The sequence below is a fragment of the Halomonas sp. genome, assembly GCF_052095695.1.
GTDB lineage: Bacteria > Pseudomonadota > Gammaproteobacteria > Pseudomonadales > Halomonadaceae > Vreelandella.
This window is the reverse complement of record NZ_JBQDLQ010000096.1, coordinates 1-12,642: the sequence shown is the minus strand read 5'-3', so window position 1 is coordinate 12,642 and position 12,642 is coordinate 1. Positions and strand designations below refer to the sequence as shown.

General features: G+C 54.4%; 12 protein-coding genes and 1 pseudogene. 8 read left to right on the top strand and 5 right to left on the bottom strand.

Annotated features, from left to right (window positions below):
* A partial coding sequence (locus tag ACTH5D_RS15160) for an FAD-dependent monooxygenase (RefSeq protein ID WP_441672690.1) occupies nucleotides 1-587 on the top strand: 587 nt, incomplete at its 5' end.
* A 137-nt stretch (nucleotides 588-724) separates the two neighbouring features.
* On the opposite strand, the gene ACTH5D_RS15155 is transcribed toward ACTH5D_RS15160, so the two are convergent.
* Complete coding sequence (locus tag ACTH5D_RS15155; protein WP_441672692.1) at nucleotides 725-961, bottom strand: LysR family transcriptional regulator; 237 nt, start codon at nucleotides 959-961, stop codon at nucleotides 725-727.
* 108 nt (nucleotides 962-1,069) lie between these two features.
* Complete coding sequence (locus ACTH5D_RS15150) at nucleotides 1,070-1,987, bottom strand: LysR substrate-binding domain-containing protein (protein WP_441672688.1); 918 nt, start codon at nucleotides 1,985-1,987, stop codon at nucleotides 1,070-1,072.
* Nucleotides 1,988-2,147: 160 nt separating this feature from the next.
* Between ACTH5D_RS15150 and ACTH5D_RS15145 the strand changes: the two genes are divergently transcribed.
* The 7 genes from ACTH5D_RS15145 to ACTH5D_RS15115 all read left to right on the top strand — a co-directional run bounded on the left by ACTH5D_RS15145 (nucleotide 2,148) and on the right by ACTH5D_RS15115 (nucleotide 9,455).
* Complete coding sequence (locus tag ACTH5D_RS15145; RefSeq protein WP_441672686.1) at nucleotides 2,148-2,597, top strand: DoxX family protein; 450 nt, start codon at nucleotides 2,148-2,150, stop codon at nucleotides 2,595-2,597.
* Between the two features lie 104 nt (nucleotides 2,598-2,701).
* Entirely contained in the window at nucleotides 2,702-3,517 is an 816-nt protein-coding gene (locus tag ACTH5D_RS15140) for a DODA-type extradiol aromatic ring-opening family dioxygenase (RefSeq protein WP_441672684.1), read from the top strand.
* Between the two features lie 271 nt (nucleotides 3,518-3,788).
* Nucleotides 3,789-4,292, top strand: coding sequence for a large-conductance mechanosensitive channel protein MscL (gene mscL / locus ACTH5D_RS15135; RefSeq protein WP_441672682.1), 504 nt, complete (start codon nucleotides 3,789-3,791; stop codon nucleotides 4,290-4,292).
* A gap of 259 nt (nucleotides 4,293-4,551) precedes the next feature.
* The gene (locus ACTH5D_RS15130) at nucleotides 4,552-5,544 is read left to right on the top strand and encodes an IS30 family transposase (RefSeq protein WP_301395690.1); all 993 of its coding nucleotides are present in this window, start codon (nucleotides 4,552-4,554) and stop codon (nucleotides 5,542-5,544) included.
* Nucleotides 5,545-5,647: 103 nt separating this feature from the next.
* Nucleotides 5,648-6,352, top strand: coding sequence for a gluconate 2-dehydrogenase subunit 3 family protein (locus ACTH5D_RS15125; protein WP_441672680.1), 705 nt, complete (start codon nucleotides 5,648-5,650; stop codon nucleotides 6,350-6,352).
* Nucleotides 6,353-6,354: 2 nt separating this feature from the next.
* The gene (locus ACTH5D_RS15120; protein ID WP_441672678.1) at nucleotides 6,355-8,127 is read left to right on the top strand and encodes a GMC family oxidoreductase; all 1,773 of its coding nucleotides are present in this window, start codon (nucleotides 6,355-6,357) and stop codon (nucleotides 8,125-8,127) included.
* Nucleotides 8,128-8,141: 14 nt separating this feature from the next.
* Nucleotides 8,142-9,455 carry a cytochrome c gene (locus tag ACTH5D_RS15115; protein ID WP_441672676.1) on the top strand — a complete coding sequence of 438 codons (1,314 nt, stop codon included), beginning with the start codon at nucleotides 8,142-8,144 and terminating at the stop codon, nucleotides 9,453-9,455.
* A gap of 95 nt (nucleotides 9,456-9,550) precedes the next feature.
* Here the strand turns inward: ACTH5D_RS15115 and ACTH5D_RS15110 are convergent, their stop codons facing one another.
* From ACTH5D_RS15110 to ACTH5D_RS15100, 3 genes and pseudogenes are all read right to left on the bottom strand, one after another.
* Nucleotides 9,551-10,828, bottom strand: coding sequence for a heme biosynthesis HemY N-terminal domain-containing protein (locus ACTH5D_RS15110; RefSeq protein ID WP_441672674.1), 1,278 nt, complete (start codon nucleotides 10,826-10,828; stop codon nucleotides 9,551-9,553).
* Nucleotides 10,825-12,405 (bottom strand): uroporphyrinogen-III C-methyltransferase, encoded by a 1,581-nt coding sequence (locus ACTH5D_RS15105; protein ID WP_441672672.1) that lies wholly within the window; start codon nucleotides 12,403-12,405, stop codon nucleotides 10,825-10,827. The genes ACTH5D_RS15110 and ACTH5D_RS15105 overlap by 4 nt, the downstream gene beginning before the upstream one ends.
* Nucleotides 12,406-12,418: 13 nt before the next feature.
* A pseudogene (locus tag ACTH5D_RS15100) lies at nucleotides 12,419-12,642 on the bottom strand (uroporphyrinogen-III synthase); the annotation flags it as partial.

The following is a 12,642-nucleotide window of genomic DNA, read 5'->3' as shown; positions in this document are numbered from 1 at the left end:
AGCGCGGCTTCAGCCTCTGCAGCATGCGCTCCGCTACCCGCAGCCGTTACTACCTGCAAGTACCCTTGGATGAAAAGGTAGAAGATTGGTCGGACGAGCGTTTTTGGGAAGAGCTCAAGCGTCGCCTACCTGACGAGGTGGCCGCCAAGCTTGTCACCGGGCCTTCCATCGAGAAGAGCATCGCACCGCTGCGCAGCTATGTGGTCGAACCAATGCAGTACGGGCGACTGTTTCTGGTCGGTGATGCGGCGCATATTGTACCGCCCACCGGTGCCAAAGGGCTTAACCTGGCCGCCAGCGATGTTAATACGCTCTATCGGCTAATGGTGAAGGTCTACCAGGAAGGCCGCACGGATTTGATCGAACGCTATTCGCAAACCTGCCTGAAGCGCATCTGGAAGGCCGAGCGCTTCTCCTGGTGGATGACCTCCATGCTGCACAACTTCTCTTTAGCCAAGAGCTCTGATGAGGAAGATTTCAACAGCCGCATGCAGTTGGCCGAGCTGGACTACGTGACCAGCTCTAAAGCGGGCCTGACCACCATCGCGGAAAACTATGTGGGTTTGCCCTATGAGTCACTTGAGTAGCGCTTGGCCTCAACCACAGTGGCAAGGCCACTGTGGTTTTATGTTGTGACGGCGCTGCAGTTTAAGCGTAGTAGTCTGAGTTCCGAAAAAGAGGGGGCCGGAGGGAGAGTAGTGCTGCACTAACTCGGCGCTGTCCTTCAGTGCTCCATAACGAATGGCGAGATCAAACCCGGCATCCAGCGGGTCAATGATGCGATCATTGAAGGTGATGGTGAGCTGCAGATGCGGATAACGTTCGACAAAATAGGCATCATCACCGAACGACCAAAAGCGGCGGGCATATCAACCTTTCCTAGCGCTGATTTAGAAACACCCAATTCATTGGCCGCAGCAGTAAAGCTGCCCGCTTTGGCAGCGGCAACAAAATAGACAATGCCACGTGGATTGTCAGAAAAAAACCGGACTGCTTATGATAAGTGATCCTGTTTTGCTAAGCGGACGGCTATACACATTACGTAAAAGTAACAACGGCTAAACAAGCGCTATTCGCCAAATTCAAAGTTATCCCAGTACGGCGGATCACCGAAATATCCGTCTAAAAAGTCGATAAAACACCTCACCTTACTCGCCAATAGTTTACGGTGCGCATAAACGGCATAAAGACCTAGAGGAGCTGGTTCGCACTCAGGAAGAATCACTTTTAGGCTGCCCTTAGCAATCGCCTCGCCGGAAATAAAGGTCGGCTGAATAGCAATGCCAGCCCCCTGAATAGCGGCTTTGGTCAACACATCGCCATTGTTACTGATCAAGTCCCCCTCTTGGTGCCGTCCAGCGGTTGGGAGCCACTCTGTGGCGGGCAATCCCATATCATGCTCCATATAGCTGTAACGCAGGTATCGATGTTGCTTAAGCTCACTGGGGCTTTTAGGTGTGCCATGGCGGGCTAAATAGTCAGGGGAGGCGCATATCACCAGCCGCACGGGGGCAATAAACTTAGCGATCAGGGAGGAGCTTTTCAAATGTCCAATGCGTAAAGCGATATCAAACCCTTCCTCCACGATATCCACTTTTCTATCGTTCAATTGTAAGTCGATACTAACGGCCGGGTGTGCCTGCTGGAAGTCAGTCAACAGTGGTGCTAAATGCAGTGTCGCGAAGGAAACAGGAGCGCTAATCCGCAAACGACCCCGCGCGCCTTCTTGCAAGTCATTGAGCTGACTGTCCATATCGTCAATGTCATCTAGCACCTGCTGGGCATGCTCAAAGTAACGAATGCCCGCTTCTGTAAGATGCACTTTTCGGGTTGTGCGGTTCAACAAGCGCACACCGAGGCGCTCTTCCAGCTGAGACACATATTTACTGACGAGCTGAGGCGACATTTCAAGACGCTCGGCGGCCTGGGTGAAGGTTCCTTCGCTAACCACGTTGACGAAAGCTCTCATGGCATCAATACGATCCATTCGTTTCCCTATCCCTGACGGAAATAAAGATTATCAACGTTTTGTTGTTAATCATGCAACATCTCCGACCTTATTGTTTCTTCATGACGCGAGTAAAGTGCGTTCATCAGTAACGCAAAGCTTGTTAAATAAACGACATTCGCTATTCGAGGAACAACTCATGAAAAACCAATTCGCACACACATTATTTAATTCCACTGGCGGCTACGCGGCCCTGGCTTTAAGACTACCGGTCGGCCTGATATTAGCGGCACACGGTGCGCAGAAACTATTTGGCTGGTTCGGAGGCTACGGCTTGGAAGGCACCGGGCAATGGATGGCCAGTATCGGGCTTGAACCCGGCTATGCCATGGCATTGCTGGCAGGCAGCGCCGAATTTTTGGGCGGGATCGCTCTATTCCTAGGGCTTCTGACGCGCCCGGCGGCGGTCGTGACAGCCATCACGATGCTGGTCGCCATTTTCAGCGTTCATTTGAGTAATGGTCTGTTCATGGCGAACAACGGCTACGAATATGCACTCACGCTTTTCGCTGCCACCACCGCCTTAGCGATCCAAGGCGCAGGGCACTGGTCAGTCGACCGCTCGCTGCAGTCGCGCTTTGCCCGTTAATAACGCTCAGTATTGTGAATAGCTATGCTTGAATCCTGACATTATGGGATCACTGACGCTTTGTGTTACCGACGAAGCCTCACAGCGTCATGGAGGAAATAAAGATGAAGACCTCACCAGATATTTTATTCCTTTCCCACGGCGGCGGACCTCTGCCCCTATTGGGCGATCCAGGTCATCAGGAGATGGTCGAGTCGCTGAAAGGGATAGCCAACGTAATTAGCAAGCCATCGGCTATTTTAATGATCAGCGCCCACTGGGAAGCATCTGTCCCGACGATCACGTCAGGAGCCGCCCCTGAATTGATCTACGACTATACCGGCTTCCCAGCCGAAGCCTATCAAATTCAGTACCCCTGTCAGGGAGAGCCTGAGTTGGCGCAACAGGTGAGTCGGGCGCTTGAAAACGCTGGTATTCCAGCCCAGCAAGATGCCCAACGGGGCTTTGACCATGGCGTGTTTGTCCCGCTCAAGATCATGTACCCGGAGGCTGATACTCCCTGTGTACAGCTCTCGTTGGTTAACAGCCTCAGTGCGGAGACGCACCTTGCCATCGGTCGGGCGCTCAAAACGTTGGAACGCGAGAACCTGCTGGTGATTGGTTCGGGTTTTTCATTCCACAACATGCGGGAATTCTTTAGCCCCATTACGCAACAGAGCCAAGCGAAAAATAAGGCGTTTGAAGAGTGGCTAGTAACTACATGCGCCAGCCAAGACATCGATGAAGCAGAGCGCAGTCGTCGTCTGGCGAACTGGGATAAGGCCCCCCATGCACGCTTCTGCCATCCAAGAGAAGAGCACTTATTGCCACTGCATGTGTGTTATGGGTTAGCGGGCAGGCCTAGCGATGAACAGTTATCAGCCACCATACTGAACAAGGCATCCGGCATGTTCTATTGGTCACGAAACAGTGCCAAATAAAACGTGCTGATGGACGTCGCTGAGTGAGTGATTTATTACTCTGAGAACTCTGCAATCACTTCTGGCTCTAGCTGTTTAATCTGGTGTGACAGGAAAGTAGCATAAAGGGCAGTGCACTCAACGCATATCCTGGTATTTTAGCGCCTGTCCTACCTATTGCGATTAAACTGAATGAAATTACTTGCCGCCTAACGCGTCGTCGCCCATGATTTTAATTGAATGGAATAGCTTTGGGTGTGGGTCACAACAAAACGCTAGGGACGTCAAAGAGATGGCAAAATTTTTTCAGGAATTTCGTGAGTTCGCAGTAAAAGGCAACGTCGTCGATATGGCGGTGGGTATCATCATCGGCGGTGCGTTTACGCTGATTGTACAGAGCCTGGTGGCCGACGTGATGAACCCGCTAATTGGTTTGTTGATAGGCGGGGTGGATTTTTCAAACCTGTTTGTGGTGCTTCGCGAAGGGGTCGTGGGCGGGCCTTATGCGACGCTGGCTGATGCACAGGCGGCAGGGGCGGTAACGTTAAACCTGGGGTTGTTTATTAACGCGGTGGTCAGCTTTACGATCGTTGCGTTTGTAGTCTTTCTACTGGTGCGTACCATCAACCGCTTAAAGCGGGAAGAGGCGGTGGAACCTGCGAGCCCAACAGAGCAGCCCTGCCCTTACTGCCTGATGGTGGTACCCATCAAAGCTACCCGGTGTGGCCACTGTACTGCGGAACTGCCGGAGCCTGCCCTACCTACGCCTGAACAAGCCTCTATTACCACGCCGTAGTTCTTACTCTGCGGGGTTATTAACGCCCGGGGCCAGTTCAACTGTGCTCTGGGCGTTTTTATTTGCCTCGTTAGCGCTTTGGGGTCTCTTGGCTCCCCATGACACTCTTCGGAAGTGATTAAAAAAGAAAGTTTAGCTAATAAAAATTATTAACAGGCCTGGATTCATAGAATAACCGCAGCACTTTGGACACCACGGTGGAGGCAGGAGGGTCAGCGCCGGTACCCTTCTCGGCTCACCGACCAAAGTGAAGCAGAGCATGGGATACCGACAGCTGACCCAGACCCAACGATACCAGATCCACGCCCGCTATGACTTGGGCGTGAGCCAGCGTCAAATCGGCAGAGAGCTAGGAATCCACAGCAGCACGGTCAGCCGTGAGCTGCGTCGTAACGCCACTTCTGGTGGCTACGACCCCGAGCAGGCCCAGTCCCTCAGTGATCACCGCCGCCGCACCGCCTGGAAGTGGACGAAGCGCTTGCCCAGCCTGATCACCGCCGTTGCCGACCGGCTGCGAGAGGAGTGGAGTCCGGAGCAGATCAGCGGCTTCATGGCACCGTTGGCCGGCATAGGCGTCAGTCACCAGTGGATCTACTCCTTGATCTGGGATGACAGAGCGCAAGGTGGCGATCTATGGCGGCACCTCCGCCAACCGAAGCGTCGCAGCAAGCATCGGGCTCAGGCCAAGAGCGCTGGGCTTGGCAAGATCCCCAGCCGCGTGGGCATTGAGCATCGCCCGGCAGAGGTCGATGCCAGGCTCGTCATCGGGCACTGGGAAGGCGACACCGTCATTCAGGGGCATAAGCAATCGGGGCTGGTGACGCTGGTAGAGCGCCGTAGCGGCTATCTGCTGGCGGCGAGGTTGCCCAGGGTCTCAGCGGAGCTGACGCAAGCGGCCATGATCCGGCTGTTGAAGCCTCGCCGGGGTGCTGTGAAGACCATCACCCTAGACAACGGCTCGGAGTTCGCCGGCCACATAGCCGTAGGCAAGGCGGTGACCGCAAAGACCTACTTTTGCGATCCCTACTGCTCTGGCCAGCGTGGGAGCAACGAGAATACCAATGGCTTGATACGGCAGTACTTCCCCAAGGGAACAGACTTCCGCCAGGTCACCGATGCCGAGCTGCGCAAGGTGGTCGAGAAACTAAACGACCGCCCTCGAAAGCGACTCGGTTACCGGACACCGGCACAGGTGTTTCTGGGGGAGTACTCAGGAGCCCTGGACACAGCAGGTGCTGCACTTATTGCTTGAATTCAGGAGGCTAAGTAATATATTTTGTACTAACCTTTAAGCGTTATCTAATTTTTGCCAATAAAAAAAATACCGTGAAACGCACATGTAGAGGAGAAGACCGGTGAGTCTTGAGAATGCATCACGCCGACGATTTATGAAAGGGGCGTTAACCAGCATCCCGGCTGTCACTATGGGGAGTGGCATTTCTTTAACCGCCTCCGCCCGCGAAGCACCAGAACAGCTAAGTGAATACCAGCCTGTCTTTTTTGACCCAGACGAGTGGATGTTTATATTGGCCGCCTGCGACCGGTTGATACCTAGTGAAGGGGACGGCCCCGGAGCTTTGGAAACCAACGTGCCAATTTTTATCGATAGGCAAATGGAAGGCCGTTTTGGCTACGCCGCCGACTGGTATATGAAAGGCCCCTTTCCTGACGATGTATCGCCACTGATGGGGTATCAGTCGTCAATGCTACCGCGAGACGTTTATCAGGCGGGCATTGCGGCAACGCGCGATTACTGCATAAGCCAATATGGGCAAGAGTTCAGTGAGCTTGATAGTGGCATTCAGGATGAAGTGTTGCAGCAGCTAGAGCAGGAACAGATTACGTTTGAGAGTGTTAGTGCCCGCCAGTTTTTTACCTTTTTATTGCAAAACACCAAAGAGGGCTATTTTGCCGACCCGATCCACGGCGGCAACAAACATATGGCCGCGTGGCAGTTTATTGGTTTCCCCGGTGCGAGGGGGTCGTACCTGGAGTGGGTGGATCAGCATAATGTTAAGTATCCGTTAGGGCCGGTCAGCCTGACAGGCGAAAGGGGGTAAGCATGGCGAAAACAAACCCACCGGTTGATGTGGTGCTGATTGGTCTTGGTTGGACCAATTCAATTATGGGCATGGAGCTGACTCAGGAGGGGTTAAGCGTGCTGGCGCTAGAGCGTGGCGAAGATCGCGATACCGTGCCTGACTTTGCCTACCCCAAAATAGTTGACGAGCTTACCTATGGAGTGCGCTATAAGCTGATGCAGCATCCTGCTAAAAGCACCCTGACGGTTCGCCACGGCGTTGGCGATATGGCCGTTCCCTACCGTAGTCTTGGCTCGTTTCTGCCCGGTGATGGTGTGGGTGGGGCGGGCGTTCACTGGAATGGCCATACTTGGCGGCCACAGCCTGAGGAGCTACGTCTAAGAAGCTATGTCGAAGAGAACTTCGGTGCCGATATTATTCCTGATGACATGACCATTCAGGATTACGGCGTCAGCTACGATGAGCTTGAGCCCTTCTTTGATTATTTCGAGAAGGTTGCCGGTATTTCTGGCAAGGCGGGTAACCTTAATGGCGACATTCAGGAAGGCGGTAACCCGTTTGAGGGTTGGCGCTCAGATGAGTATCCGATGCCGCCGCTGGCACGCACCTATAACGATGTACTGTTTGCCGAAATGGCGCGGGATCAAGGGTTGCACCCTTTCCCCCTGCCAGCGGCCAATGCGTCGGAAGCATACACCAACCCCTACGGCATGCAGCTGGGGCCGTGTAATTTCTGCGGCTTTTGCGAGCGTTATGGTTGTCTGAACTACTCCAAGTCGTCGCCCCAGACCTGCATTCTGGGCGCGTTAAAGCGGCGTGATAATTTCGCCTACCGTCCCAATAGCGAAGTATTGCGGGTTGAACTGGATAACGTTGGCGAAAGAGCGACCGGCGTTACCTATATCGATGCCGATGGCAACGAAGTCTTTCAGCCGGCCGAACTTGTCGTTCTGGGGGCGTACTCCCTGCATAACGTGCACTTGATGCTGCTGTCGGGTATCGGTACGCCCTATGATCCGGTCAGCGGCGAGGGCGTGGTGGGTAAAAACTACGCCTATCAAATGAACGGCGGGTCGACGCTCTTTTTTAAAGATAAGGAGTTTAATCCCTTTATCGGGGCTGGTGGCAATGGTGAAGTGATAAACGACTTTGGCGTTGAGCAGATCGATTTTGGTCAGGAAGGGTTTATCGGCGGTTCGTATATTAACGCCGCGATGACTAATGGTCAGCCGATTCGCAATATGCCACTGCCTGCAGGTGCGCCAACCTGGGGGCGCGGTTGGAAGCAAGCGGTTCAGGAGTCCTATGGCCATACCATGACGATTGGCTCCCATGGTAGCAATATGGCCTACCGTGACTGCTACCTGGATCTTGATCCCAACTATACCGACGACCATGGCAGGCCGCTAATGCGCATGACCTTTGACTGGAAGGCCAATGATGTGCGTATGACGCAGTTTATGAAGCAGAAGATTGACACCCTCTCCAAAGCGCTTGGCCCGGATGATTACAAGCTGTCATTCAAGGATTTTGATTCGCGCTACGACGTTCGACCGTATCAAACCACCCATAACGTGGGGGGGGCCATTATGGGCACTGATCCTGCCACCAGTGCACTTAACCGCTACCTGCAGAGCTGGGATGTCCACAACGTTTTTGTAATGGGAGCGAGCGCTTTCCCGCAGAACATCCAATACAACCCGACGGGGCTTGTCGGCGCGCTGACTTACTGGGCGGCAAAAGCCATCCGCGAGCAATATTTGCCCAACCCCGGACCCTTGGTTCAAGCCTAAGGAGAGCGACCATAATGATCTATCGACAATGGCGCCTGTGGCTGGCAGGCGTTGGTCTTGTAAGTGTGGCTACTCAAACCGTAGCGTTTGATCAAGCCGAGATAGCGCGCGGGGAATATCTCTCTCGGGCGGGCGACTGTGTGGCCTGTCACACGGCGCCGAATGGAGAGCCATTCGCGGGTGGGCTGGCTGTCGACAGCCCTTTTGGGCCGATTTTCTCGACCAATATTACCCCTGATCCGGACACTGGTATTGGTAGCTATACGCGCGACGAGTTTGCCGCAGCGCTACGCAAGGGTGTTCGTAAAGACGGCAAAAAGCTCTATCCCGCAATGCCTTACCCTTCCTATGGACGTATTACGGATGAGGACATTGATGCGCTATACGCCTACTTTATGGAAGGCCTTGAACCGGTAAGCAACGAGCCTGAGCGCACAGACTTGAGCTTTCCTTTCAATCAGCGCTGGGGCATTGGGCTTTGGAACTGGTTGTTCGTTTCCGCTGAGCCATTTACCCCCGATGAGGAGCTAAGCGATGAACTCAATCGAGGCGCTTATCTGGTGCAGGGGTTAGGCCACTGCGGTAGTTGCCATACGCGCCGGGGGCTGTTTTTCCAGGAAAAATCGTTAACAGGTGACGACAGTGATTTCCTGGCGGGCGCAACCCTGGAGGGTTGGTATGCGCCGAGCCTGCGCGGCGATGGTGCAGGTAGAAGCGCCGTTGAGCGTTGGAAAGAGCAGGATATCGTTGACTATCTAGCCACGGGGCGTAATGACCATAGTGCGGTGGTGGGCGAAATGACCTCGGTAGTCGCGCACAGCACGTCGCATCTGGAAGAGGAGGATCTTTTTGCGATAGCGGGTTATCTCAAGTCGCTTTCCAATAACCAAGGCGAACGTGCCCCTCAGGACGAGAAGGCGGCCGAAGAGACACAGGGGATGCTGACTCGGGCGGATGTGGACGGCAATGCCGGTGCCAGGCTGTATTTGGATAACTGTAACGCCTGCCACTTTGCCAGCGGTCAAGGTGCGGCTCAGGTCTTTCCATCACTGGTGGATAACTCGCTGGTCAATGCCGAGGATCCGACGGGGATTATTAGTGTTATTTTATCCGGTGCACGTCTGCCTTCGACCAAACAGCGCCCAGCAACGCTTGCTATGCCCGATTTTGCCTGGCGCCTGTCGGATGAGGAAGTTGCGGAGGTTGCCAATTTTGTGCGCACAGCATGGGGCAATGAGGCCGGTGAAGTAAGCGCTGATCAAGTCGCTGAAGTACGCAGCGAACTGCCCGAAGATCGCGTGAGTAGCGCACCAATCATTGATGATTAATACATTGATGATTAATGCCAAAGCGGTCGTAAATTAACGGCTTAAAAAAGGGGTACCCTATTGGTACCCCTTTTACTTGCGCATGAACAATCCGCTTATGCTCGTTTTTTCATCTTTTTAATGCCAGTTTGTTTATTTGCTGGGCTTTTGCTATCACTGGCATCGCTGGGTTGAGGCAGCGAAGGTAGTGATTTGGCTAACATTTCGACGCTATGGCGGTAGTAGAGTTGGCTCTTGTTATGCTCGCCAAGGCTTGCATAGAGGCGCGCAAGCTCAGCGCAGACTTCGCCATTGGGTCGCTGACGTTGGCTGGCTTCAAAGTACTCCAGCGCTTTTTCCCATTTGCCGGTGCGCAGTGAAAGCCGACCACAGGCTAGCAGCAACTCTGGATCGTTGGGGCGCTCCTGCAGCCACTTTTCTGCTTTAACAAGCTGGCGGGCTGCATTGACGTTCAGCAGGCCATAGCGTTTCACCAAGCGTGCATCCCAGTGGTGATCCAGTGAGTGGTTAAGCAGGCGTTCAGCAATCGACTCTTCGTTAGCCTGAATGAGCGCTTCGGTGTAGAGCACAATCAGCTCAGTATTGCCGCGTAGGTAGTCGGGCATATCTGCCCAAAGGCCGCGCACACGCTCGATGTTTGTTGGGTTTTGGGCTTCAAACACGATGAGTTCGCGGTAGGCTTTAAACTCCAACTGCTCGCGCTCTTGCTGAGTAATTAGCTTCTGCGCTGCTAGGCGTGGAATCAAACGCCGTAGACCTTCCCAATCGTTGACGCTCAAATGCACCTGCTTAAGCAGCTTGAGCACCTGCGGGTGGTTCGAGAGTTTCTTATCCAGCCGATTAAGGATTGCCAATGCCTCTTCTGGCTGCTGACGCTCAATCATCATTTGCGCCTGCATTAAGCCCACCGCAGTATCGGCACCTTCGGTGGTTAACTGCGCCTGATTGAGATGCTCCTGAGATTTCGCGTGGTGGCCCTGGTAATGGGCGGCCAGTGCTGCAGAGAGGTAGTTCACCAACGGTGTGCTGGAGTCATCGGCGGCGTTAACCAGTGTTTTTTCAGCTTTTTTCCAGCGGCCTTCGGTTAGCGCTACCAAGCCCCGCACCGTGCGCTGCATGGCGCGGCGGTTACGAGCACGGCTGTTCCAGCTGCGAAAGCGCCCCATGGGGCGAATAATGCCGCTGAGCAGACGTAACACAAAATGCAATACGATAAAGGCAGCGAACAGCAGTACCAGACCAAACCAAAATGAGGTTTGCATGGACGTGTCGCCAACGCGGATAAGCCAATAGCCAGGCACCGACATCATCAGGTGCCCAAACAGGGCACCGACGGCGAGGCCAGCGACAATGAGGAGAACAAGCTTTCTCATGAATCACCTCCGCTTTGGCCACGCGTCTCATAGCGATTCTCGATAAAGCGTGCGAGCTCTTGCTGTGAAGCACTAATATCCGGCAGTTCCGGTTTTACCTGGGCTTGCTTCAGCTCTTGAAGCCGCGTGATAACACTTTGCGCTTCTTCACGTGAGGTGTCGTAGTAGCCGTTTAGAAGCTCAATGGCTTTATCGATGCTAGCTTCATACAGCTCTTGCTCTTCGTTGAGCAGCGCTAGCTGAGACTGCTCTAGCACAAGACGAAGGCTCTGACGCAGGTAAGACTCTTGCTCTGGCGTGACTAATGCTTCCAGTGCTTCATCGTGCTGGCGAATCACTACCAGGTCTTTGAGCTCCTGACCAAAGCGCGCTAACTGGCGCTGGAAAGTGCCGGTAGGCGGCTGTTCAATGCCTGAGGTCACCGCCTGTTCCTCAATTTCTTGAGAGAGGCGCAGGCCTGAAATGCGTTCCTGCTGGGCATTCAGCGCTAAGTAAATACCGGTGCGATCAATCTGGGGCACGGCGTCGAGTGCCGCCAGCTCGCTGGCAATCTCGCTACGTACCGTGGTTAGCGCAGGGTTGTCAGCATCGACAAGGCGTGCATCGGCAGTACGCAGGAGCGCGGCCGCGCCTTCAACGTCGCCCTCTAACTGCAGACGCTGGTTAGCTAGGCGGAGTAGATAAGCCGCTTCGGCATGTAACCACTCACCCTCGTCGGTGTCCTGCTCTCGAGAGAGCTGATCCAGCACTTGACCCAATGTTTCATCGACATCACTGCGGTAGCTGGCAAATTCATCGCGCAGCTCACCCATGGTGCTTTGGATCGTTTCATTGCGCTCTGCTTCGCCGCTGTCTAAGCGCGATTCAAGGTCGCTAACCGCTTGTTGCGATGCGCTGCCTTCAGCCTGTTGCGCTAGCTCGTCAATGCGCTGCTGCTGACTATCCAGGCGCTGCCAGCCTTGCCATGCCACTAGCGCTAGGGCGATTGCCAGAATAAGTACAAGGGCAATGGCGAGGCCACCGCTCTTCCCGCCACCGCCTTTTCCATCGCCGCTGCTCGCGCTGCCACCCTTTTTATGACTGGACGGCGGCGCAGTGCCACTGCCAGCCTTTTCAGCAGCGGGTTTTGACGCTGCAGAGCCCGCAGACGTGTTTGAAGAGCTAGATGCCGCCGTGCTCGGTGAAGAAGAGGCCGTGCTGGTACTATCTTTAGCCGTACTAGTGGAACTGCTGCTTGTGGGCGTAACACCTGCCGGTTTGGTGCCCGCCTGAGGCGTGCCGTCCCCCAGCGTGCTTGTCTCTGCAGAGACTTTTTCTGAGGAGCTTTTTTCTGTGGAGCTCTCTGAGGTGCTAGCTGCTGTAGAGCTCGCATTGGGGGCTCCCTTGCCGCGCCGCCGCGAACGACTATTGTTAGCCCCACTTTGAGTCGGGGTCGTTGAGTTCTGCGCGGTAGGCGCCGCGCTGGGCTCGGTCGCGTCGGTCGTGGAAGCTGCTTTGTCGGTCGTTTTAGGGACGCCTTGAGAGGCATCAGCGGACGTAGGTTGTGCATCGTCCTGATCGTTTACGTGTTTGCTCATCTGTCGCTAGCCCTTAGTAAGTTCCTTGATCGACATCGGCACCCTGTGGGTCGCAGGTCTCCAACGCCGCTATCAACGCAGCTGGCGTTGCTCCAGACGCCACCTTGAGGTCACAAAAACCCAGTATGCCAGCCAGTGTAGCCAAACGGCGACTGGAAACGATTAGCGGTTGGTTTAAGGCCGCCTGATTGCACCATTTTGCCAGATGTTCCAGCAGTTCGCTGCTGGTGACGATCA

Bases quoted from the DNA above. Each gene is read 5' to 3' on its own strand.
- ACTH5D_RS15130 (WP_301395690.1), top strand. From the start codon at position 4,552: ATGGGATACCGACAGCTGACCCAGACCCAACGATACCAGATCCACGCC.
- ACTH5D_RS15115 (WP_441672676.1), top strand. From the start codon at position 8,142: ATGATCTATCGACAATGGCGCCTGTGGCTGGCAGGCGTTGGTCTTGTA.
- ACTH5D_RS15140 (WP_441672684.1), top strand. From the start codon at position 2,702: ATGAAGACCTCACCAGATATTTTATTCCTTTCCCACGGCGGCGGACCT.
- ACTH5D_RS15105 (WP_441672672.1), bottom strand. From the start codon at position 12,405: ATGAGCAAACACGTAAACGATCAGGACGATGCACAACCTACGTCCGCT.
- ACTH5D_RS15145 (WP_441672686.1), top strand. From the start codon at position 2,148: ATGAAAAACCAATTCGCACACACATTATTTAATTCCACTGGCGGCTAC.
- ACTH5D_RS15120 (WP_441672678.1), top strand. From the start codon at position 6,355: ATGGCGAAAACAAACCCACCGGTTGATGTGGTGCTGATTGGTCTTGGT.
- ACTH5D_RS15150 (WP_441672688.1), bottom strand. From the start codon at position 1,987: ATGGATCGTATTGATGCCATGAGAGCTTTCGTCAACGTGGTTAGCGAA.
- ACTH5D_RS15110 (WP_441672674.1), bottom strand. From the start codon at position 10,828: ATGAGAAAGCTTGTTCTCCTCATTGTCGCTGGCCTCGCCGTCGGTGCC.
- mscL (WP_441672682.1), top strand. From the start codon at position 3,789: ATGGCAAAATTTTTTCAGGAATTTCGTGAGTTCGCAGTAAAAGGCAAC.